This is a genomic window from Brevundimonas sp. Soil_N_31 (assembly GCF_057655995.1).
The window spans coordinates 1-21981 of sequence record NZ_JBDGLE010000011.1; the positions used below are offsets into that span (position 1 = coordinate 1).

General features: G+C 65.2%; 17 protein-coding genes. 9 read left to right on the forward strand and 8 right to left on the reverse strand.

What is annotated here, in order from left to right:
* Positions 1–216 precede the first annotated feature (216 nt).
* The 4 genes from AC3A3G_RS15080 (at position 217) to aguB (ending at position 7011) form a co-directional block, all read left to right on the forward strand.
* Positions 217–1479 carry a capsular polysaccharide export protein, LipB/KpsS family gene (locus AC3A3G_RS15080; RefSeq protein ID WP_487488603.1) on the forward strand — a complete coding sequence of 421 codons (1263 nt, stop codon included), beginning with the start codon at positions 217–219 and terminating at the stop codon, positions 1477–1479.
* A gap of 136 nt (positions 1480–1615) precedes the next feature.
* Complete coding sequence (locus AC3A3G_RS15085; RefSeq protein ID WP_487488604.1) at positions 1616–4927, forward strand: TonB-dependent receptor; 3312 nt, start codon at positions 1616–1618, stop codon at positions 4925–4927.
* Positions 4928–5143: 216 nt separating this feature from the next.
* Positions 5144–6145, forward strand: coding sequence for an agmatine deiminase family protein (locus AC3A3G_RS15090; protein WP_200216541.1), 1002 nt, complete (start codon positions 5144–5146; stop codon positions 6143–6145).
* Positions 6145–7011 carry an N-carbamoylputrescine amidase gene (aguB, locus tag AC3A3G_RS15095; protein ID WP_200168583.1) on the forward strand — a complete coding sequence of 289 codons (867 nt, stop codon included), beginning with the start codon at positions 6145–6147 and terminating at the stop codon, positions 7009–7011. The genes AC3A3G_RS15090 and aguB overlap by 1 nt, the downstream gene beginning before the upstream one ends.
* A gap of 87 nt (positions 7012–7098) precedes the next feature.
* Here aguB and AC3A3G_RS15100 read toward each other — a convergent pair whose 3' ends face one another.
* From AC3A3G_RS15100 to AC3A3G_RS15130, 7 genes are all read right to left on the reverse strand, one after another.
* On the reverse strand, positions 7099–10047 hold the full coding sequence (locus AC3A3G_RS15100) for a TonB-dependent receptor domain-containing protein (protein WP_234288036.1): 2949 nt from the start codon (positions 10045–10047) through the stop codon (positions 7099–7101).
* A 213-nt stretch (positions 10048–10260) separates the two neighbouring features.
* Entirely contained in the window at positions 10261–11226 is a 966-nt protein-coding gene (locus tag AC3A3G_RS15105; RefSeq protein WP_200168582.1) for a right-handed parallel beta-helix repeat-containing protein, read from the reverse strand.
* Positions 11226–12056 (reverse strand): phosphatase PAP2 family protein, encoded by an 831-nt coding sequence (locus tag AC3A3G_RS15110; RefSeq protein WP_487488605.1) that lies wholly within the window; start codon positions 12054–12056, stop codon positions 11226–11228. The genes AC3A3G_RS15105 and AC3A3G_RS15110 overlap by 1 nt, the downstream gene beginning before the upstream one ends.
* Positions 12056–12544 carry a hypothetical protein gene (locus tag AC3A3G_RS15115; protein WP_487488606.1) on the reverse strand — a complete coding sequence of 163 codons (489 nt, stop codon included), beginning with the start codon at positions 12542–12544 and terminating at the stop codon, positions 12056–12058. The genes AC3A3G_RS15110 and AC3A3G_RS15115 overlap by 1 nt, the downstream gene beginning before the upstream one ends.
* Positions 12545–12627: 83 nt before the next feature.
* Positions 12628–12948, reverse strand: coding sequence for a ribonuclease (locus AC3A3G_RS15120; RefSeq protein ID WP_125902032.1), 321 nt, complete (start codon positions 12946–12948; stop codon positions 12628–12630).
* A gap of 149 nt (positions 12949–13097) precedes the next feature.
* A complete protein-coding gene (locus tag AC3A3G_RS15125; RefSeq protein ID WP_200168579.1) occupies positions 13098–14150 on the reverse strand; it encodes a 1,9-bis(guanidino)-5-aza-nonane synthase in 1053 nt (350 codons plus the stop codon).
* 126 nt (positions 14151–14276) lie between these two features.
* Positions 14277–15539 carry a type III PLP-dependent enzyme gene (locus tag AC3A3G_RS15130; RefSeq protein ID WP_200168578.1) on the reverse strand — a complete coding sequence of 421 codons (1263 nt, stop codon included), beginning with the start codon at positions 15537–15539 and terminating at the stop codon, positions 14277–14279.
* Between the two features lie 273 nt (positions 15540–15812).
* Between AC3A3G_RS15130 and phnC the strand changes: the two genes are divergently transcribed.
* The 4 genes from phnC (at position 15813) to AC3A3G_RS15150 (ending at position 19599) form a co-directional block, all read left to right on the forward strand.
* Complete coding sequence (phnC, locus tag AC3A3G_RS15135; RefSeq protein ID WP_125902035.1) at positions 15813–16607, forward strand: phosphonate ABC transporter ATP-binding protein; 795 nt, start codon at positions 15813–15815, stop codon at positions 16605–16607.
* A complete protein-coding gene (phnD, locus tag AC3A3G_RS15140) occupies positions 16604–17611 on the forward strand; it encodes a phosphate/phosphite/phosphonate ABC transporter substrate-binding protein (RefSeq protein ID WP_200216535.1) in 1008 nt (335 codons plus the stop codon). The genes phnC and phnD overlap by 4 nt, the downstream gene beginning before the upstream one ends.
* A 65-nt stretch (positions 17612–17676) precedes the next feature.
* Positions 17677–18420 (forward strand): phosphonate ABC transporter, permease protein PhnE, encoded by a 744-nt coding sequence (phnE, locus tag AC3A3G_RS15145; RefSeq protein ID WP_234288038.1) that lies wholly within the window; start codon positions 17677–17679, stop codon positions 18418–18420.
* Between the two features lie 105 nt (positions 18421–18525).
* A complete protein-coding gene (locus AC3A3G_RS15150) occupies positions 18526–19599 on the forward strand; it encodes a substrate-binding domain-containing protein (RefSeq protein ID WP_487488607.1) in 1074 nt (357 codons plus the stop codon).
* A gap of 90 nt (positions 19600–19689) precedes the next feature.
* Here AC3A3G_RS15150 and AC3A3G_RS15155 read toward each other — a convergent pair whose 3' ends face one another.
* Positions 19690–20775, reverse strand: coding sequence for a glycosyltransferase family 4 protein (locus tag AC3A3G_RS15155; protein ID WP_315026152.1), 1086 nt, complete (start codon positions 20773–20775; stop codon positions 19690–19692).
* Between the two features lie 239 nt (positions 20776–21014).
* On the opposite strand from AC3A3G_RS15155, the gene AC3A3G_RS15160 reads away from it, so the two are divergent.
* The gene (locus AC3A3G_RS15160; RefSeq protein ID WP_487488608.1) at positions 21015–21860 is read left to right on the forward strand and encodes an FkbM family methyltransferase; all 846 of its coding nucleotides are present in this window, start codon (positions 21015–21017) and stop codon (positions 21858–21860) included.
* Positions 21861–21981 lie beyond the last annotated feature (121 nt).

The following is a 21981-nucleotide window of genomic DNA, read 5'->3' on the forward strand; positions in this document are numbered from 1 at the left end:
AACCGCCGCGCCACCGTCGACATCAACTTCTAAGGCTCAACGGGGCTGGTTCATTCCAGCCCCCGCGACCTGAGAAGTACCGGTCAAACCTTCCGCCGAGCTCAGTTTCCTGGGTTCGGCGGTTGTGTTTGACAACTGAGCGTGCAGTGCTTTTTCTATTGGTGAAACTGAGGTTGAGCCTCTAAGAGAGCTTGCCTTTCAGAAAGATATCAGCGTTTGCTCGCGCCCTTTGATCCAGATTTCCCGGTCTCAGATGTCGGCGTCGTCAGCTTGACGGGGCGCCGCTTCCTGATTGTGTCTGCCCCGTTCGGTCCCTTCGGGCGTCGATTGGCGGGCGCGATCGAGGCGCGGGGCGGCGAGGTTCGGCGTATGCTGTTCAACGCAGGCGACGTCGCGGACTGGCGGCGAGCGGGCGGCGTCGCCTATCGTGAATCAGCCGACTCGTGGGCAGTTCATGTCTCGCGGCTGGCTGCAGAGTTCACGGACATCCTCGTTTTCGGCGAAGGCGGTCCCTACAACCAAGGCGTGCTGAGTCAGGCGCAACATTTGCCCGCGCGCGTCTGGGTTCTTGAAAACGGCTACTTCCGACCGGACTGGATCACGCTGGAAAGAAACGGGGTCAACGGCTCAAGCGGCCTGCCGCGCTCCGCTGCAGGCTATCCGCCTCCGCCCCCTGAAATCCCTGTGTCGCATCCGGTTGGCAAAATCTTGCCGCACCATGTCATCAACATCAGCCGCTATCACGCGGTTCAGCCGTTTGGGCGGCTGTCGTTCCCTCGTCATCGGCATCACTATACGATCTCGCCGTTGCAGCAGTGCCTCGGCCATGTCCGTCGCTATCTGAGCTTGACCTTCAGTTTGTCCGGCGACCGGGCGGCGGAACGTCTGAGCCTCAAGGGCTCCTTCTTCATTGCGTGTCTTCAGCGCGACGGCGACGCCCAGTTGCTGCGTTATTCCGATATTCACGACAACCTGTCCTTCCTTGATCGGGTGATGGATAGTTTCGCTCGGTCGGCGCCCTCTGAAGCGCGCTTGCTGGTCAAGAACCACCCTCTGGACGCCGGCGTCATCAATCTGAACCGCGCGACAGGCGAACTTGCCGCCAAATACGGTTTGTCGGGGCGCGTTGACTTCATTGACGGCGGCAATCTGGCGCAACTGTGCCGGGCGTCGAAGGGCATGGTCGTCAACAACTCGAGCGCCGCTCTGTCGGCGTTGGGTTTCGGCACGCCGGTCAAGGTGCTGGGCAAGGCCTTCTTTGACTTCGAGGGGCTGACGGACCAGAAGAGTCTGGACGCCTTCTGGGGAGCTCCTGAGCCGGCGGATCGCGCCTTGTTTGCGGCGTTCCGCGCCTATGTGATCGGGCGGACCCAGATCAATGGCAATTATCACGAGCCGCGCGCGCTAGGCGCGACCGCTGAACGTGTGGCTGACGCCTTGGGGCGACGGCTGAATGACGACGTTCGGGGTGTGGCGTAACGGCCACCCCTGAGGGCTGTCACGTTTCTGTCATCTAAGTGTCGCCCTGACGTATGATGACGGGCCTAAAGCCGCCCCATCAATGACCAGATGCGCCGATCGCTGTTCCGGCTGGCGCTGCAAGGGGATCGCACACATGTTCAACCGCAACCTCGCCTACGGGGTTTCCGCAGCGGCCATCCTGCTGGCCACGTCCAGCGCCGCCTTCGCTCAAGAAACGACCGGCGGCATTCGCGGCGTGATCACGGATGCGTCGGGCGCGCCGATGGCGAACGCCACGGTCGTCGTCACCCACGTCCCCTCGGGCACCAGCACCACCACGGTGACGGGCGCTGACGGCGGCTATACGGCGCGCAACCTGCGCGTCGGCGGCCCCTATGTCGTCACGGCGCTGACGGCGCAGGGCGAAGTCTCGGGGCAGGTTCCCTCGGTCAGCATCGGTTCGCCGACGGCTCTGAACCTGACGGCGACGGTTTCGGCTTCGGACGACGCGACCTCGGTCGCCGACGTGGTCGTGCGCGGCGTTCGCGGCGGCGGCCTGATCACCGGTCCGCGCACCCGTATCGGCGCCGAGGAGCTCGAAACCCTTCCGACGATCAGCCGTGACATCAAGGACTTTGTCCGCACCTCGCCGTTCGCGTCGGTCGACTCGACCAACAGCGACGCCCTGATCCTGGGCGGTCAGAACAGCCGCACCAACGCCTTCCTGGTCGACGGCATCCGTCAGGGCGACGATTTCGGCCTGTCGCCCAACGGCTATCCGACGGTGAACTCGCCGATCTCGATTTCGGTCCTGGAAGCGGTTCAGGTCGATGTCGCCCCCTATGACGTCCAGTACGGCGCCTTCCAGGGCGGCGTGGTGAACTCGGTCACCAAGTCGGGCGGCAACGAGTTCCACGGTGAAGCCTTCTACGAGATCACCAACCAGGATCTGCAGGGCGACAGCTTCTCGTATGAAGACATGTCGTCGGGCGAGACGATCAATCGTTCGGTCACCGGCGAGTTCGAAGAGAAGACCTGGGGCGCGACCCTGTCAGGTCCGATCATCAAGGATCGCCTGTTCTTCCTGCTGAACTACGAGAAGTTCGAAGCGACCGAGCCGGTGCTTTCGGGTCCGACGGGGTCGGGCGCCACCAACGAAGTGCCGGGCATTACGCAAGCCGACGTCGATTCCGTCCGTAACGCCGTGAAGTCGGTCTATGGCTACGATCCGCTGGATTGGTCGACGAGCGACCTGACCACCTTCGACGAAAAGTACTTCGCCAAGCTGGACTGGAACATCAACGACCGTCACCGCGCGGTTGCGTCCTATCAGCAGACCCAAGGTTCGCGTCTGAGCCTGAACGGCACCTCGACCAGCAACACCACGCCGAGCGTCGGCCTGCTGTCGCAAGGGTATGATTTCCAGAGCAACATCACGGCCTACAAGGCCCAGTTGTTCTCGGACTGGACCGACAATTTCTCGACCGAACTGTCTATCTCGCGCAAGGAAAGCGAGAACATCACCAGCAACCTGGGCGGTTCGGACTTCGCGGCCTTCCGCGTTTACCTGGACCCGGTGGGCGCCACGCAGCGCCGCTCGGTGGTGCTCGGGCCGGAGCGTTCGCGTCACGCCAACTCGCTGACGAACGATCTGAACCAGTACCGCTTCGTCGCCAAGTATCAGAACGCGGGTCACCGCCTGACGGCGGGTTACGAGCGTGAAGATCTCGAAATCTACAACGTCTTCGTGCAGGCCGCGAACGGCGAGTATGAATTCGCATCGCTGGCCGACCTGCAGAACCGTCGCGCCTCCTACATCAACTACCAGAATGCCGGGACCAACAATAAGGTCGATGGCGGCGCGAGCTTCGGCTACACGACCAACACCCTGTTCGCCCAGGACGAATGGGATGTGAACGATCGCCTGACGCTGCGCGCCGGCCTGCGCTTCGACTGGTACGAGATGTCGGACGAGCCGCTGTACAACAAAGCGTTTGAGGACAAGTACGGCTTCTCGAACACTCACAATCTGGACGGCATCAGCCTGCTGCAGCCGCGCTTCGGCTTCAACTACCGCGTTGACGACACCTTCAACGTTTACGGCGGCTTCGGCCTGTTCTCGGGCGGTTCGCCGACCGTCTGGGTTTCGAACAACTTCTCGAACCCCGGCAACCTGATCGGCCAGTTCCAGTGCCGCGTCAACGGCTACACCAGCCAGAACGTCAACACCGGCGTTCCGGTCTGCTCGACCGCGCAACTGGCGGCGCTGACCAACGTCGATGGTTTGAATCCGAACCAAGTGGCCAAGGACGCCGTGACCGAGAGCGCCAAGCTGGGCACGGGCGCGATCAACGTGATCGACCCGACCTTCCAGGCGCCTTCGATCTGGAAGACGTCGCTGGGCCTCACCAAGGACTTCGACCTCAACCGTTGGAGCATGGGCGACGGCTGGGCGGTTCGCGCCGAGTATGTGCACTCGGAAGTCGAAAACGCCATCGGCTGGGTCGATCTGAACATGGCCAAGCGCCAGAACGGCGTCGCGCCGGATGGTCGTCCGACCTATTCGGGCCCGAACGGCAGCCAGGTCGTTCTGATGCTGACCAACTTCAAGGGCGGCAAGACGGATCAGTTCACCGTCGGCGTGAACAAGGCCTGGTACGAAGGCTGGGCCGAAGGCCTGGGCTTCGACCTGTCCTACACCTACGTCGATGCGACCGAAGTCCACCCCGGCACCTCGTCGGTGGCCGCGTCGAACTTCGGCCAGGTTGCGGTCTTTGACCCGAACAGCCCGGGCGTGGCGACCTCGAACTATGAGATCAAGCACTCGACCAAGCTGAACCTGAGCTATAGCCGCAAGTTCTTCGGCGACTATCGCACCAGCTTCAACCTGTTCGGCGAGCGCCGCTCGGGTCTGCCTTTCAGCCACACCTTCAACAGCACCAACCTGGTGGGCGAGGCCAACGAGTACGGCCGCCGCAACCGCCAACTGCTGTATGTGCCGGCTGTGGACTCGAACGGCCTGGTCACCGCGACCAGCGATCCGATCGCGACCTTCGCGAACAACTTCGACTTCGCGGGCTTCAATGAGTACCTGCAGCGTTCGGGTCTGATCAAATACGCCGGTCAGATCACGCCGCGGAACGGCTTCAAGTCGCCGGACGTGACTCGCTTCGACCTGCGTATCTCGCAAGAGCTGCCGGCCTTCTTCCCGGGCGGCGCCAAGCTGGAAGGCTATGTCGATATCGAGAACATCGGCAACCTGCTCAACGACGAGTGGGGCGTGGTGCAGCAAGTGGGCTTCCCCTACTTCTCGCGCGCGGTCACGGCGCGTAACTGCCAGATCTCGAGCTGTGTCGCTGGGGCGGGCAACTTCTACCAGTACGACAGCTTCCGTGACTGGACGGCCACCAACTACAACAACCAGTCAGTGTGGCAGGTGAAGTTCGGCGTTCGCTACAAGTTCTAAGCGAACGATAGTGTGAGACGGGAAGGGCGGTCCGGCGACGGGCCGCCCTTTCTCTTTACTGAGGCGGCCCTGACGCGCGGTGGCGCTGCTTGAGGGGTTGGCGGCTCCAACGGGCGAACGCGCCGTCGCCATTGAACCCGGAGCCGTCAGGGCCTATCTCGCCCCCTTCGTGCTTCATCCCTCTTATGTGGACGTTTTCGCCCCATGACTTCGCCCATGACCCTGCCTGTTCCTGCTGAGTGGACGCCGCATCGTGCGATGTGGGTCGGCTGGCCCAGCCATGCCGATCTGTGGGAGGACAACCTCGAACCGGCGCAGGCCGAGGTCGAGGCCCTGGTGCGCGCCCTGGTCGGGCCGGGTCGCGAGCAGGTCAAGCTGATGGTCGGCAATGACGAGGCCCTGGCCGACGCGCAGGCGCGCTTCGCCGATGTGGCTGGCGTGACGGTCGTGGCCGGTCGCTTCGGCGACATCTGGCTGCGCGACACCGGGCCGATCTTCGGCCCCGGCTCGGCCTCGGCTCAGGCCTTTGTCTTCAACGGCTGGGGCGGCAAGTACGACCTGCCGCACGACGACGAGGTCGCCGACCAGATCGGGGAACAGACGGGCGTCGCCCTGACCCGTCACGACTTCATCCTGGAAGGCGGCGCCGTTGATCATGACGGCGAGGGCACGGTGCTGACCACGCGCCAGTGCGTGCTGAACCGCAACCGCAACACCGGCTGGACAGCGGAAACGGCCGAGGCCGCCTTCGCGGAGGCTCTCGGCGCCAAGAAGGTGTTGTGGCTGGGCGACGGCCTGCTGAACGACCACACCGACGGCCATGTCGACAATCTGGCCCGCTTCGTCGCGCCGGGTGTGGCGGCCTGCCCGATCGCCTTCGGCCCCAAGGATCCCAACGCCGAGGTTTATGACGAGACGGCCCAGGCCCTGGCCTCCATGACCGACGCCGTCGGCCGTCCGATCAAGGTGCTGCGCATCCCGTCGCCCGGCCTGATCCTGGATGAGGACGAGCGTCCCGTCCCGGCCAGCCACATGAACTTCCTGATCGCGGACGGCGCCGTCGTCGTGCCGACCTACGGAAACGACATGGCCGCGCGCCTGGCCTGCGAGGCCCTGGCGACCGTCTTCACCGATCGCGAGATCATCCCCCTGCCGTCGACCGCCATCCTGTCGGGCGGCGGCTCGTTCCACTGCATCAGCCAGCAGGAGCCCGCCTAATGGCCCGTGAGATCACCGTCGCCGCCATTCAGACCTCGTACGGCGAGGACATGCAGGCGAACATCGACAAGACCATCGGCTTCATCCGCGAAGCCGCGGCCAAGGGCGCCCAGGTCATCCTGGCGCCGGAGCTGTTCCAGGGGCCGTATTTCTGCGTCTCGCAGGAAGAGAAGTGGTTCGGCGCCGCCTATCCGTGGCGCGAGCATCCGGCCGTCACCCAGCTCCAGCCGGTGGCCAAGGAACTGGGCGTCGTCCTGCCCGTCTCCATCTTCGAGCGCGAGGGGCCGCATTATTTCAACAGCCTGGTGATGATCGACGCCGACGGCGAGCTGATGGGCGTCTATCGCAAGAGCCACATTCCCGACGGCCCCGGCTATCAGGAGAAGTACTACTTCCGCCCCGGCGACACCGGCTTCAAGGTCTGGGACACGCGCTTCGGCCGCATCGGCGTCGGCATCTGCTGGGACCAGTGGTACCCCGAAACGGCGCGGGCGATGATGCTGCAGGGCGCCGAGGTGCTGCTGTACCCGACCGCCATCGGCACTGAGCCGCATGACGACACCCTGGACACCGCCGCTCCTTGGCGCCGCGCCATGCAGGGTCATGCCGTATCGAACGTCGTGCCGGTCGTCGGCGCCAACCGCATCGGCCATGAGCAGGTGACGGCGGCAGGCCAGACCTTCTATGGCCACTCCTTCATCGCCGATCATCGCGGCGACCTGGTCGAGAGCCTGGATCGGGAGGAGGGCGTCCTGGTCCACACCTTTGATCTGGACTTTCTGGATCGCCACCGTGCGGCCTGGGGTTTCTTCCGCGATCGCCGGACGGACCTCTACGGCGCCCTGGCGGCGGGCCGCCCGGCCTGATCCGGCTCCTAGAAACCGGCTGATCCACAAACAAAAAGAGGCGGAAGACCGGGGTCTTCCGCCTCTCTTCTTATGCGTTGAACGCTATCAGAACTTCAGCGTGGCGCCGAAGGTGAAGTAGCGACCGATCGCGTCGTAGGTCTGCGGGAAGGTGTTCCCGTTGTTCGCCGACGTGGTGCCGATCTGCGAGCCGACGATCGGCGGCGCCTTGTCGAACAGGTTGTTGATCGTCGCCGTCAGACGCACCGTCTGGGTGATGTCCCAGCGGCCGCTCAGGTCGAAGTAGTCGTAGCTGTCGATCTGGGCGTAGTCCGGGAACCACTTGGTGCTGCTCGGCTCGACTTCGACGCCGGACAGGTGACGCCAGCTCAGCGAGGCCGAGTAGTCGCCCAGCGTCCAGGTCGCGCGGCTGTTCCAGCGTTGCTTGACCTTGGGCTCGCCGCACGAGACCGAGTAGTAGTCGACGCAGTCACGCAGCACGGAGACCGGGGTGGCCTGGGTTTCGTGCTTGGTGAGGATGCTGCCGTTGACGCTCAGGTCGAGGCGGCCGATGTCGCCCCAGCCGAAGTCGGACAGTTCGACGCGGTAGTTGGCCGCGATGTCGAAGCCCGAGACGCGCTCGTTGCCGGCGTTGGTCGTCGGACGGATGACGCCCTTGGCGTCGACGCCGTTCAGCGAGCCGTTGGCGGCGCTGCGCTGGATGGCCGCACAGCTCTCGTTGAACGCCAGCGTTGGGTTCAGAGCCTTGTCGTAGCAGCCGTTCATGACATCAGCCAGGCTGGGGCTGTTGATCGTCTTGTCGATCTTGATGTCATAGTAGTCGAGGCTCAGGCGCAGGCTCGGCACGAAGGCCGGTTGCCAGACGGCGCCGATGGTCCAGGTGTCAGCCTCTTCCGGACCCAGGTTCGGGTTGCCGCCGGTCTGCTGGTTGACCTGGCCCGAATTGGGCTTGGCCACGTAGCCGATCGCGCCTTCCGGCACGCCGGTCAGACGGCACAGGTTGCTGAGCGTGCCGGCGGTGTTGGCGTCGGCGCTGTTGATCAGGTCCAACTGGCACGGATCGATCGCCATGTTGCCCAGGCCGGTGACCTGCGGGTTGAACAGCTCGCCGATGTTCGGAGCGCGGGTGGCGCGCTGATACATGGCGCGGATGCGGACGTCCTCGATGGGCGACCAGTCGCCGCCGAACTTGTAGCTGCCGTAGTTGGTCTTCGAACCGCCGGCCTTGAACTCGGTCTGGCGGTAGCCGGCTTCCAGGTTCAGGCTGTGGATGAACGGCATGTTCTCGATCAGCGGCACCGCCAGTTCGGCGAAGGCTTCACGCAGTTCGAACTGGCCGTTGCGATCCGGAACCGGCGCGCCGGTGCCCAGGATTTCGCCGTTGGCTTGCGAGGCCGCATCGCCGCGGGTCTCGGCGCTGGACCGGCGCCATTCCGCGCCGAAGGCGACGGCGATCTGGCGATCGCTCCAGGGGCTGCTGAACTGTTCAGGCAGGATGCCCGAGATCGAGCCCGAGGCCACGTCCTGCTTGATCGTGGTTTTGCTCATCGACGACAGGTTGATGTAGTCGATCATTTCCTGGGTGATCGTGCCTTCAGGACCGAAGACGTTGATCGGCACGCAGCCCGCGACCGGGGTCGAGGAACCGGGAACCAGGCACTCGGTCGCCGAGACGGTGTTCAGGGCGTTGCGCAGCTTGGACAGCGAGCCCCAGTTGCGGCGCGTCAGCAACTGCTCGGTTTCACCGTGCGAGATGTAGGCGTCGTAGTTCCAGTCGGCGTTGATGTCGCCGCGAACGCCGGCCAGCAGCTGAACCGTCTTGTTCTCGATGTCGACCGGACGGGTGCCCATTTCGGTGAAGCGGCGGTTGATGGTCAGGTCCATCATGGTGTCGCCGGCCGCGCCGGAGACGCATTTGGCCGGGTCGATCAACAGGGCGCCGCAGAACTGCTGGCGCATGGCGTCCGGGATGAACGGGTTGCCGATCGGCACCTTGTAGGTGTTGCCGAAGGTACCGCTCGAAGCGTTGTCCAGCGAGACGTCGCTTTGGACGTAGGTCAGGTGGCTGTAGACTTCGGCGGCCGAGTTGATCTTGAAGCTGCCCAGACCGTTGATCTGGTAGCGGCTTAGCGGCGTCTGATACAGGTTGTACGGATTGTAGTTGTAGCCGGCCGAGTTGTAGTTCGGGTGGTCCGAGCCGATCAGGGCGCCCGTGGTGGGGTCCAGCTCAGCGCCCGACGGCAGGGCGACGCCGCCCCTGACCGGGGTCAGGTCGAAGCGGCCGGGGACCGAGGTGCCCGAGCCCAGCGGCTTGCCGGTCGTCGAAGACAGCGCGACCTCGCCCCAGGGACGACGCACCTGATACAGCGGGTCGGTCTTGGTGTAGCCGAAGCTGACGACGGCGTTGCCGCGATCGTCGGCGAAGTTGCCGCCGATTGTGACGTCGAACTTGCGACGAACCGCGTCGTCCTCGCCCGAGAAGCCGTAGGAGGAGTTGACCTCGACGCCTTCGAAATTGTTCTTCAGGATGAAGTTGACCACGCCTGCGACGGCGTCAGCGCCGTACACGGCGGAGGCGCCGCCGGTGACGGTGTCGACGCGCTCGACCAGGGCCAGCGGGATGGTGTTGGTGTCGACCACGCCTTCCAGGTTGAACGGCACCACGCGGCGGCCGTTGATCAGGACCAGGGTGCGATTGGTCCCCAGACCGCGCAGGTTGATGGTCGCGCCGCCGCCCGAGCCGTTGTTGGTGGCCGAACCGACGGCCGGCACGGCGGCCGGCAGATCCTTGACCAGTTCTTCAACCGCGACGGGCTGCGACATGGCGATGGATTCGGAGCTCAGCGACGTGATGGGGCTGGACGCCTCATAGCCTGGCTGGCGGATGCGCGAGCCTGTGACGACGATGGCGCTGACTTCGGAAACTTCTTCTTCGGCCGTTTGGGCGAATGCCGGCGTGGCGGCCATGAAGCTGAGGGCGGCGCCCCCGATGATGGTCGAAGCGAGCAAGGACTCGCGCACAATTCTCTTTCTCAAAAGAGACCCTCTCCTGGACAAAACAAGTCGTCGTTCGCCTCCTTACGACGGGGCCGAACGGACGGCTCGTGGCACTGCAGATCCCTGTGGTCTGCATGGCGACCTTACGGCGAGGCTTGCCTCAAGCAAGTCGGAATTGCGTCAATAATAGCACATGGTGGGAAAAATAACCCATTTTTGAAGTATATTCGGAAAAATCAGCAATAATTACGCTCATTTTCTGAAATTCTGACTAACAATGTTATTGGAAGCGCCGTCATGATCATCGATGCTGCTGCCCCAGGGGTAGCCGCGGTCGGCGCTGCAGTAGGAACGGCGTCCCTGACGCGCATTCTCGACCACCAGGCGCGGCCGCAAGCGCCCGGCGTCGCTGAAAATGTTGTCGGTGATGGTGTTGTAGGAGGGGGTTTGATGACGAATGACGCCGCGTTCGCCGCAGTTGCGATAAAGCAAGACGCCTGGACGCCCGCCCAGCTCGAAGCGGTTGCCGACGATGCGGTTGCGGGCAGAACCGTCGACGGCGATTTTCTCGCGCGGCGTCTCGGTGCGGATCAGATTGTTCTCGATCAGATTGTCCGCACTTTCGGCGTCCAGATAGATCGCGGTCGAGACGCTGCGGCCGTCCAAGGTCGAGCGGACCAGGCTCAGGCGGGTGACGCCGGGGCCAACGTACAGCGGAATGGTTCCGGATGCGCGGATCGTCACCCGCTCCAGCATCACATGGCTGGGGGCTGCGGCCTGCAGGCGCGCCGTGTGCTCGGGCGTGCGGGACGAAGCGCGCAGATCATCATAGCTTCCGTCGCCGCCCATGCCCCAGATTCGAACGGCTCCGTGAATCAGACAGTTCCTGATGCGGATGTCGGTTGGGCGGCTCCATGTGTCCGCATTGATGCGGCGCGACCAGACGGCCAGGGTCGGGGCGGAGGCCGCAACCGTGACGCCCGCCTGTCCCACGCTTCCTCCGGCGCAGTCCAGGCCGGCGCCGGACGCCTCGGCGCCGATGATACGGACAGGACGAATGATCGTCTGGTTCGGCGTCAGTACGGCGCGGCAGGTCAGAATGTAAGGCGCGTCGGCTTCGCCCGTCAGAGCGGCGATTTCCGACGGAGTGCAGGGCCTTGCGCCAGGCAGAGACCAGGCTTCGACGGCGCCCAGCAGCAGGGCCGCGAGAACCGTCATCAGGGCAGGGGCGTCGCCAGCGCCCGGGTTTCGGCGAGGCAGCCGGGGTTGCGCGCGCCAGTCGCCTGAACGGCGGCCAACTCGGCGCGGGCGGCGATCAGATCCGCCTGGAAGGCCGGCTGGGCGACTGCGGCCCGGAACACCGCGCGACCCAGGGCGTCGCCGGCGGCCACGTCGCGCGGATAGTGCATTCCGCAGACCAGGCGGCTTCGGCCCAACTCGTCGCTCATGCGGCGGGCGGCTTCGGCATGGGGGGGATCTATGGCGGCGAAGGCTTCGCCATAGACGGCGCCGACGGTCGAACTGCCCGAGGGATAGGAGGGGCTGCGACGCCCCGCCTCGGTCAGGCGCTGGCAGGCGTTTCGCTGAAGGTCGTCGCCGACCGGGCGGGGGCGATGAGCGCGCGCCTTGACGCGCTCGGCGGCGCTGTCCGCGTCATGGAACAGCCGCTGCATCAGCCGGGTCAGTTGCGGAACGGCGGCGGGGTCCAGACGGGCGTTCAGGGCGCAGTCGAAATGCTGAAGCGCTAGCGGCGGCCGCAACTCGGCGTGGGCCGTGGCCAGCAGCCAGCGGTCGGTGTCTTCCAGGGCGGCGAAGCGGGCCGAGCGCGCCTTGTCGTCCTGATCCTCGGCGGAACCGGGCGCTGGCGGCGGCGGAACCGCGTCCGCCAGGCGGACCAGCGTGGCCTCGTCCAGATAGCCGGCCAGATCGGCGGGGCGGGCGGCTTCGGGGCGGAGCGCGGCGGGCGTCCCCGCGCAGGCGGCCAGCAGGGCCGCCGAGGCCAGGGCTGGGGCGGCCGCCGACCCGAACTGCGGCGACTTCGCCCGCATCAGGCGCCGGCGCTCCAGGACAGTTGCACCGAGGTCAGTCCGTCTTCGCCAGGGGCGGCCACGACCTGCAGGCTGGCGCCGCGGTCGCGAGCGGCGGCTCCATAGGCGCGGGCCTCGCCCTGGTTCATGGCCATGATGGAGGCTAGGCCCGCCTGCTCTGCGCGTTGACGATAGAAGGCCACGACGGAGTCGGGCGTGGCGTCGGTGTTGAAGGTGATCAGGCCGCCGGGCCCGTTGGGGCCGTTGGCGGCGACGGGCGCGCCGTCGGCCTGGGCGCCTGGATATAGGGCGGCGAACGTCGGAGCGCCTGCTATGACTTCGGCCGGGACAGCGTCGGCGACAGGGGCGTTGTAGGGCCGAGGCGCGCTTGCGACGGCTTCCGGGGTCTCGACCTTTTCGGTCGTCGCGGCCAGCGCTTCATCCTGGGGAGCGGCCGGGCCGTCGCACGCCGACAGGCCCATGCTGAACGCCAGGACTCCGATCGCCACGCAACGCTTCATTCCGACTACATCCTTAATGCCGCCACTTGAAATCACACCGTGGCCTATCCATGCGGCGGCAGCAAGGCGGTTCAACCGGTCGGGGCGTCGACGTCGTCGCCGGGCTGGCCGGTCGACTTGCGGGCCTGCTCCGGTCCGCCGGCCGGGCGTGAGGCGGCGTCGCGCGCCGCGATTCCCTCTCGCGCGAGAGCCTCGTTGATGACGTCCTGGTCCGGATCAATGTCCGAGCCGGAGGCGGACCCGCCGCGCAGCGATCCGGCGCGCGTGTCCGAACCCGAATCCGTACCTTCCAGCGCCTTGTTCAGGGCGTCCCGAGTATGGCCCAGGTCCGACTTCTCGCCCATGGCGGCGGCTTCGCGGCTTTCCTCGTTTTCGGTCTTCGGGTCGGTCATGACGCTCTCCCTTGGCTTGAGAAGGACAAGCGGCCGGGAACGGTCGGGGTTCCGTCGGGCGGGATTCAGGCAGGCGTTCATCCATGAAAAAGGGTCGGAAGCATGCGCTTCCGACCCTTTCTGCAGTTCCGGTCGAAACCGGGGCTGTCTTACTTGCCGAACAGCTTGTTCCAGCGGCGCGGCTGGCGCTTCTTCCAGGCGCCGCGGTGATAGGCGTCCGAACCGATCAGCGGCACGACGGTCGTGGCTTCGGCGAAGACCATCTGTTCGTAGGTGGTCTGGACCTTGCCCCACGAGGCGGCTTCCTGAAGCGTCGAGGACGAGCAGGCGCCGTCGCGCACGTCGGCGACCGTGATCTGGACCGCATACTTGTGCATGTCGGCCTCGACGCCGAGGATCTCGGCGCAGACGACGGTGTCCTGGGCGAAGTTCTTCGGCACGCCGCCGCCGACCATGAACAGGCCCGTGACGCCCGCCGCGATCTTGATGTCGGTCAGTTCGCGGAAGTCGGCGATCGCGTCCAGCATCATGTAGGGCTTGCCCTCGGCCATGCGCTCCTTCTGGTGCTTGACCAGGCCGAAACCGGCCGAGGAGTCGACGAAGGCCGGGCAGAAGATCGGCGCGCCTTCTTCATAGGCGGTCTGGATCAGCGAGCCGGGCTTCTTGGCGTTGCCTTCCGACAGCCACTTGCCCATCTCCCAGATGAACTCGCGCGAGGAATAGCCGCGCGGCTCCAGGCGGCTGGCGATCTCATAGATGGCGTGGTCGCAGGCCTGCAGTTCTTCTTCGTCGATGTAGGTGTCGTAGATGCGGTCGATGTAGTGCGAGCGCAGGATGTTGTCGTCCACCTGACCGGCGGCTTGATAGTGCTTGAAGCCCAGGGCCTCGAAGAAGTCCATGTCGACGATGGAGGCGCCGGTGGCGACCACGGCGTCGACCATGCCGAACTTCACCATGTCGCGGTAGACGTCCATGCAGCCGCCGGCCGAGGTCGAACCGGCCAGGATCAGCCACGGCGAGCAGGCCTCGTCTTCCAGGGCCATGTTGAAGATGTCGGCCGCGCGGGCGGTGTCGCGCGAGGAGAACGACATCTTGCGCATGGAATCGATGATCGGGCGCGCGTCGAAGCTGGTGATGTCGATGTGCTCGACGGTCGTGGCCAGGAGCTCCGCCTTGGCGTTGGAACGAACCGGTGCGTTCATCTCTCGGGTTTCCCTTTGGTTTGAGCGCCCGTCGTCAATAAGGAACAGCGGCCCGGACGGAGCGACGGGCCGCTGTTTGTACCAAAGCCTTGAGACATTTTTCAGTTCAAGGCGTGATGCGATGGATCAGCGCTTGCGCTTGCGCTGGCCCGCCTTGCCCTTGGGACGCGACAGGCGGACGACCTTGCGGGCGTTCTCCTCGGCCGTGGTGCGCACGGTCGGGATGGAACGCGGCGCCAGGCCGTACATCGAGCCCATGGGGGCGTCCTCGACGGCGGCGATCTCGTGTTCGCCATAGCCGTTGAAGCCGGTCGACATGGCGACGCCATAAGCGCCCATCATGCCGATCTCGATGAAGTCGCCTTCCTGGACATCGGCCGGCAGCCAGAACGGGCCCGGCATGTGGTCGATGCTGTCGCAGGTCGGACCATAGAAGCGATAAGGCTTCAGCTCCGACGACGACTCTCCGTCCCGGACCAGCTTGGTCGGGAAGGGCCAGCGCGAGTGGGTGGCGTCGAACAGCGAACCGTACGACCCGTCGTTCAGATAAAGGGCGTCGCCCTTGCGCAGGTCCACGCGGCACAGCACCGACGAGGCCTCGGCCACCAGCGCCCGGCCGGGCTCGCACCACAGCTCGGTGGTTTCCGACACCGGCATCTCGTTGAAGCCGCGATGGATGGCGTCGGCGTATTCGCTCAGGTCGGGCGGGACCATGCCGGGATAGACCGAAGGGAAGCCGCCGCCGACGTCGACGATGTCGACGAAGACGCCCGCCTTCTTGATGGCGCGGCCGACCTGGGTCATCGCCGCCTCATAGGCCGAGGGGCGCATGCATTGCGAACCGACGTGGAAGCTGACGCCCATCTGGCCGTCCTTGACCGCATGGCGCGTGGCCTGCAGCAGGGCGGGGGCCTGGTCCGGCGTGACGCCGAACTTGCCCGACAGGGAATAGGCGGCGCCGTCCGCCGACACGCCCATGCGGACGATCAGGTTCAGGTCGTCGGCGTTGTCGGTGACGTCGAGGATCTTCTGCAGTTCGTCATGGCTGTCGAGCACGAAGGTGCGCACGCCGTGGTCGGCGTAGGCGGTCTTGATCGCGCCGCGGCTCTTGACCGGGTGCATGAAGGCCAGACGCGCGTTCGGGCTGACCGATCGAACCAGTTCGATCTCGGCCAGGGAGGCGACGTCGAAGGCGTTGACGCCGTTCTCGACCAGAACCTCGATGATCCAGCGCGAAGGGTTCGCCTTCACGGCATAGAAGACGTCGGCTTTTAGATTATCCTGGAACCACTGCGCCGCTACGGCAACGGAGCGGGGACGCACGAGTGCGACCGGACGCTCCGGGGACCGCTGACGGACCAGGTCCAGGGGAAGCTGGTACGTGTGCAATTCACGTAACCCCCTGATGATTGTTAACCCAGACCCGGCGTTAGCGGCGCAAGTAGGACCTACGGGGTCCGCCGGAACGCGCGATATGGGGGCATTGGACTGTCATGTAAAGTGGAAATTTCATGGCGGGGTTGCATGGCCTGCGCGCCGCAGCGCTTCGAGGAATCGGCGCCGCACTGGACGAAATCGACGCATACATGCCATTAAGACTTGCCCTTGCGCCCGTCTCGCGTCATGCGGCGCCCCCTTTGTCGCAACCTCATCCATGGGTTCATGAGTTCTTCAACAGCCGCCGTCGCGTCCGTTCGCGACGTCTCGAAGACCTACGGGGCCAGAAAGGCGCTCGACGGCGTGTCCGTCGAGGTCGGCGCCGGTGAAATGGTCGCCCTGATCGGTCCATCCGGTTCGGGCAAGTCCACCCTGCTGCGTTCGATTACGGGTCTGCACCCCATCGATCCCGGCGGGACCATCACGGTCTTCGGCGAGGTCGTTCAGCAGAACGGCCGTGTCACAGGCGCCGTGCGCCGCGCGCGCAGCCGCCTGGGCATGATCTTCCAGCAGTTCAACCTGGTGGGACGGCTGAGCCTGTTCTCCAACGTCATGCTGGGCGCCCTGGGGCGCCTGCCGTCGTGGCGCGGCCTGTTCGGCGTTTGGCCGGGCGCGGACAAGGACAGGGCCATGGCGGCTCTGCACCGCGTCGGCGTGTCCGACTACGCCGCCCAGCGCGCCAACACCCTGTCGGGCGGTCAGCAGCAGCGCGGCGCCATCGCCCGCGCCATCGTCCAGGGCGCCCAGGCCATCCTGGCCGACGAGCCCGTCGCCTCGCTCGACCCCGTGTCAGCCCGCAAGGTCATGGAGCTGCTGGTCGAGCTGAACCAGCGCGACGGCATGGGCGTCATCGTTACCCTGCACCAGGTGGACTACGCCATCCGCTATTGCGACCGCGTCGTCGCCCTGCAGAAGGGCAAGGTCGTCTATGACGGTCCGTCCACGGGCCTGGACACGCAGCGCCTGATCGAAATCTACGGTCCCGAGTACGAGGACGCGTTCTGGGAAGCCAAGGCATGACCCGCATCGCCATCAATCGCCGCCTGCTGGGCGCCGCCGCCATCGCCGCCATGACCCTGGGCCTCGCCGCCTGCGGCAAGGGCGAAGAGACCAAGTCGGGCGCCGCGCCCAGCGAAATCACCTTCTCCATCCTGTCGGCGGAAGGCCAGGCCTCGGCCGGACCGCTGTGGCAGCCGCTGCTGGACGACATGTCCAAGGCGATCGGCGTGCCGGTGAAGCCCTATTTCGGCTCGAACTACACGGTTCTGGTCGAGGCCATGCGCGGCAACCACACCCAGGTCGGCTGGTTCTCGGCCAAGCCTGAGGTCGAGGCCATCGACCGCGCCAACGCCGAGGTCATCGCCCGCACCGTCAACCGCGAAGGGCTGGACTCCTATCAGTCGACCCTGATCGTCAAGAAGGGCTCGGGCATCACGCTGGACAAGGTGCTGGCCTGCGGCAAGCAGTACAATTTCGGCATCGGCGACGCCCAGTCGACCTCGGGCACGCTGGCGCCCATGACCTTCCTGTTCAACGCGCGCGGCGTCGTGCCGTCGCAGTGCTTCAAGACCGTGCGCTCGGCCAACCACCAGGCCAACGCCTTCGGCGTGGCCACCGGCGTGATCGACGTGGCGACCTCCAACAGCGTCAACCTGGTCTTCATGCGCCGCGAGAACGCCCAACTGGCCGATCAGATCGAGGAGATCTGGACCTCGCCGCCGGTGCCCGAGAGCGGCATCGTGGTGCGCGAGGATCTGGACCCGGCCCTGAAGGAAAAAATCCGCGGCTTCTTCCTGACCTACGGCCAGGGCGAAGGCCCCGAGGCCGAGCGCCAGCGCAAGGTGCTGGCGGGCCTGGAGTATTCCCGCTTCGCTCCGGCCGATGATTCCTACCTCAACCCGATCCGCGAGATGATCGCCGACCAGAAGCGCAGCGAAGCCGAGGCCAAGGGCGACAAGGCCGGCGTCGCCGCCGCCACTGCCGAGCTTCAGCGCCTGCGCAGCCTGCGTGAGGTCCAACCTTGACCGCAGCTCCGCTTCCGACGTCGCCGGTTCCGGCCGCGCCGCAAAAGTCCGCCGTCTCCTGGGCGATGGACGTCCTGGTCTGGGGCGGCGTGATCGCCGTCCTGCTGTACAGCGTAGACGCCGTCGACCTGGGCAACATCTCGCGTCTGTTCTCGGGCAACGACAGCATGAAGATGTTCGTCCACGACCTGCTGCGGCCGGACTTCTCCGATTGGAAGATGTTCGTCGCCAAGATGTGGGAGACGGTTCAGATCGCCCTGTGGGGCACCTTCCTGGCCGTGCTGTTCGGCATTCCGCTGGGTCTGGCCGCCGCCCGCAACATGGCGCCCGCCTGGGTGGTGACGCCGGTGCGCTGGCTGATGAACCTGCTGCGCTCGGTGCCGGATCTGGTGATCGGCCTGCTGTTCGTCACCGCCGTGGGCCTGGGTCCGCTGGCCGGCGTCCTGGCCATCACCCTGAACACGGCCGGCGTTCTGGCCAAACTGTTCTCCGAAGCGGTCGAGTCGATCGACAAGGGCCCGGTCGAAGGCGTGCGCGCCACCGGCGCGTCCAAGCTGCACGAGATCGTCTGGGGCGTGATTCCGCAGGTTGCGCCGCTGTGGACCTCCTTCGCCCTCTACCGTTTCGAATCGAACAGCCGCTCGGCCACCGTGCTGGGCCTGATCGGGGCGGGCGGCATCGGTCAGGTGCTGTTCGACAGCATGAACGCCTTCAACTTCAAGGCCGTGTCCGCCATCGTCATCATCGTGGTGATCGCCGTGACCCTGATCGACACCCTGTCCCAGGTCATGCGCAAGCGCCTGCTCTGACGACGTATCGGGCAGGTTTGCGCTGACTGTCACAAAGGTCTGGCCGGACCGTCACAAACTCCTGCTTATAAGCGTCGCACACTGACGACTGGAGAAGGTCCGGCCATGATCCGTACACTGAAGTTCACGGCCTGCGCGGCCGCCGTCCTGGCCCTGGCGGCCTGCGGCAACAACGAGGGCGGCGCCCCCGGTTCGCAGAAGGCCCGCACGGGCATCTGGGCCGCCGGCTCCTCGACTGTCTTCCCCTTCGCCACCCGCGTGGCTGAGACTTTCGCCCGCAACGGCGGCGGCGGTTCGGCGCCCCGCGTCGAATCCCTGGGCACCGGCGGCGGCATCCAGGCCTTCTGCTCGGGCGTCGGCCCCTCGACCCCGGACATCGCCAACGCCTCGCGTCCGATGAAGCAGAGCGAGTTCGACCGCTGCGTCGAGAACGGCGTCACCGACATCGTCGAGATCAAGATCGGCTACGACGGCATCGTCGTCGCCACCGCCCGCACGGGCCAGAGCTTCAACCTCGAGCTGAACGACCTCTACGAGGCCCTGGCCAAGGAAACGCCGGGCGCCGACGGCCAGCTGGGCGCCAACGCCGCCAAGACCTGGAACGAGGTCAACAAGGCCCTGCCGGCCACCCGCATCCAGGTCTACGGCCCGCCGCCGACCTCGGGCACGCGCGACGCCTTCCTGGAGCTGGGCATGGCGCCGGGCGCCAAGCTGATCCCGGCCGTCGCCGCCATCGAGAAGCAGGACAAGACCCGCTTCGAGACCGTGGCTCACACCCTGCGTGAAGACGGCGCCTGGATCGACTCGGGCGAGAACGACAACGCCATCGTTCAGACCCTGACCCGCACGCCGGGCTCGCTGGGCGTGTTCGGCTTCTCCTTCCTCGAGCAGAACATGGACACGGTGAAGGCCGAGACCATCGACGGCGTGGCCCCCTCGGTCGCCACCATCGCCGACGGCTCCTACCCGCTGGCCCGCAGCCTCTACATCTACGTCAAGAAGGCCCACATCGGCGTGACGCCGGGCCTCGAACAGTTCGTTCAGGAGTTCATGTCCGAAGGCGCCGCCGGTCGCGGCGGCTATCTGCAGGATCGCGGCCTGGTGCCGCTGGTCGCCGACGCACTGGCCGCCGAACGCGCCAAGGCCTCGGCCATGACCTCGATGGCCCGCCCGAACTAGGCTTCGAGCAGGCTTGAAATATGAAACGTCCCGGACCTGGTCCGGGGCGTTTTTTCTTGTCGTTTCCGTACTTAACCCGGCGGGGCGCGATCAGGCCGCCGCGCGGCGTCTCAGGCGCGCTACCCGGCGCAGACGGCGCCAGAAGCGGCCGCGCGCGGGCTCGGGATAGGGCTGCAGATTCTCGATGAACTGCTCGGCCGAGGCGCGCCAGCTGAACTTTTCCGCATAGGCGCGGACGTCCTTGCGATCCAGCTCCAGGCACTTCAGGCAGGCGGTCTTCAGGTCGTCGTCGATGAAGCCCGCGCCCGAGCCGGGGATGATGTCGATCGGGCCATGCGCCGGATAGGCGGCGACCGGCGTGCCCGTGCCCATGGCTTCCAGAATCACCAGACCGAAGGTGTCGGTCCAGCTGGGGAAGACGAAGACGTCGGCGTCGGCGAAGCAGCGCGCCAGATCCTCGCCGAACTTGGCGCCGAGGAATTTCGCGTCGGGGTATTTTTCCTCAAGCTCGGCGCGGGCGGGGCCGTCGCCGACGATGATCTTGGTGCCGGGCAGGTCCAGACCGAGGAAGGTCTCGATGTTCTTCTCGACCGCCACCCGGCCGACGTTGAGGAAGAAGGGGCGAGGCCAGTTCGCGCCGCCTATCTCCTTGTAGATCGGCTCCAGGTCGGGGCGGAACAGCTCGGTGTCCACGCCGCGCGTCCAGGGCGAGACGTTCTTGAAGCCGTGCTCGACCAGTTCGTCGCGCAGGGTCGGGGTGGCGACCATCAGTCGGCCCGACGGCTTGTGGAACCACTTCATATAGGCGTAGCCGACCTGCACCGGGATCGGGAAACGGGCCGAGACATATTCCGGGAATTTGGTGTGATAGCTGGTCGTGAACGGCAGCTTCCACTCCACGCAGATGCGCCGCGTGGCGATGCCCAGGGGGCCTTCGGTGGCGATGTGGACGGCTTCGGGCTCGAAGGCGCGCAGGCGTTCGCGAATCTCTTCCTCAGCGCCCAGGGCCAGGCGGATCTCGGGATAGGTCGGGCAGGGGATGGTCTTGAACTGGCTGGGTTCGATGACCTCGACCTCATGGCCCATGGCGCGGCATTCGGCCACGGTGCGGGTCAGGGTGCGGACGACGCCGTTGACCTGAGGCTCCCAGGCGTCGGTGACCAGAACAATGCGCATGAAGTCGATAAGGCCTTGAGCCGTTTCGCGAAGGCGAAACTTCTAGACGCTCCGCATGACGAAGGCGAGACGGGTTTGCGGCCCTAACCTTCACTCCTTCGAGAATGGTGCAGGTTTTGGTTGCAACGAGACCGTGGTTAAGCGGGCCTGTAGGCTCGTCCGCCTGTTCGTTATGTAGACGAATCGTCGCTGCCTCTCCTATGATATCCGACCAACCAAGCCGTTGTGCAAAGAACGCGATGAAACTTCTGTCACGGCTCCTTGGAAAGCACCGACGTAATGCAGGCGGGCAGGCGGCGGTTATGCGCCCTTATTTTTACCTTGGCGAAGGAATCGCTCTTACGCGCCTGAAATGTGGTCACCTCATCTATGTCGATCCCCTGGAAGAGAGTGTGTGCTCGCATCTAATCGCCCATGGTGAATGGGAGGCGAGCACTAGGAGGGTCGTTTTGGATCTGGTCAAGGCTGGGGACCATGTGCTCGAGATAGGCGGGCATGTCGGTTATTACACCCTCGGGTTGGCGCAGCAGGTTGGATCGAAGGGATCTGTAATCACCTTTGAAGCTAATCCTCGACTGGCGGCCCTATCCCGTCGATCGACGCGAATGAACGGCTACAGTGACCGGGTCGAAATCCGCCAACAAGCTGTGACCGACGTGGCCGGAGATGTTCGCTTCTCAATGTCTCGGCAGTTCGCCGGAGGGGGGCATCTCTACGTCTGGGACGGTGCGCTCGGCGCCGATACTGAGGTCATTGAGGTCGAAGGGGTTCGTATTGATGATCTGGATCTTCCTGACATCAAGCTCATCCGCATTGATGCTGAAGGTTCCGAGCCATTGATTCTTCGCGGTGCTGAAAAACTGCTTCAGCGCCGCGATATCATTCTCTGCATCGAATGGGATCTGGTGCAGATGCGCTCGAGAATTCAACCGGAGACGTTCATCTCCTGGCTGGTGGATCGTGATTTCCTGTTCTGGAAGATCACGAGCAGCAGCGAACTGGCGCCGTTGACGGCTGCTGACCTCGCAACCCTGCCGCCTTGCGATCTGGTGGTGGCTAGGAAACAAGTTGATCTAGGCGGGTGAAAGACTTGCTAGACTGCACGATGTGGTCGGTGGCAGGGGCATGCTAGGCGAGCTTTCAAGCATCTCAGAACGAGCAAGTTGAATGCCGAACTGCTAGCGGCACAATTCGCATTCTGGCGTC

Bases quoted from the DNA above. Each gene is read 5' to 3' on its own strand.
- AC3A3G_RS15085 (WP_487488604.1), top strand. From the start codon at position 1,616: ATGTTCAACCGCAACCTCGCCTACGGGGTTTCCGCAGCGGCCATCCTG.
- AC3A3G_RS15090 (WP_200216541.1), top strand. From the start codon at position 5,144: ATGACCCTGCCTGTTCCTGCTGAGTGGACGCCGCATCGTGCGATGTGG.
- aguB (WP_200168583.1), top strand. From the start codon at position 6,145: ATGGCCCGTGAGATCACCGTCGCCGCCATTCAGACCTCGTACGGCGAG.
- AC3A3G_RS15105 (WP_200168582.1), bottom strand. From the start codon at position 11,226: ATGACGGTTCTCGCGGCCCTGCTGCTGGGCGCCGTCGAAGCCTGGTCT.
- AC3A3G_RS15110 (WP_487488605.1), bottom strand. From the start codon at position 12,056: ATGCGGGCGAAGTCGCCGCAGTTCGGGTCGGCGGCCGCCCCAGCCCTG.
- AC3A3G_RS15120 (WP_125902032.1), bottom strand. From the start codon at position 12,948: ATGACCGACCCGAAGACCGAAAACGAGGAAAGCCGCGAAGCCGCCGCC.
- AC3A3G_RS15125 (WP_200168579.1), bottom strand. From the start codon at position 14,150: ATGAACGCACCGGTTCGTTCCAACGCCAAGGCGGAGCTCCTGGCCACG.
- phnC (WP_125902035.1), top strand. From the start codon at position 15,813: ATGAGTTCTTCAACAGCCGCCGTCGCGTCCGTTCGCGACGTCTCGAAG.
- phnD (WP_200216535.1), top strand. From the start codon at position 16,604: ATGACCCGCATCGCCATCAATCGCCGCCTGCTGGGCGCCGCCGCCATC.
- phnE (WP_234288038.1), top strand. From the start codon at position 17,677: ATGGACGTCCTGGTCTGGGGCGGCGTGATCGCCGTCCTGCTGTACAGC.
- AC3A3G_RS15150 (WP_487488607.1), top strand. From the start codon at position 18,526: ATGATCCGTACACTGAAGTTCACGGCCTGCGCGGCCGCCGTCCTGGCC.
- AC3A3G_RS15155 (WP_315026152.1), bottom strand. From the start codon at position 20,775: ATGCGCATTGTTCTGGTCACCGACGCCTGGGAGCCTCAGGTCAACGGC.
- AC3A3G_RS15160 (WP_487488608.1), top strand. From the start codon at position 21,015: ATGAAACTTCTGTCACGGCTCCTTGGAAAGCACCGACGTAATGCAGGC.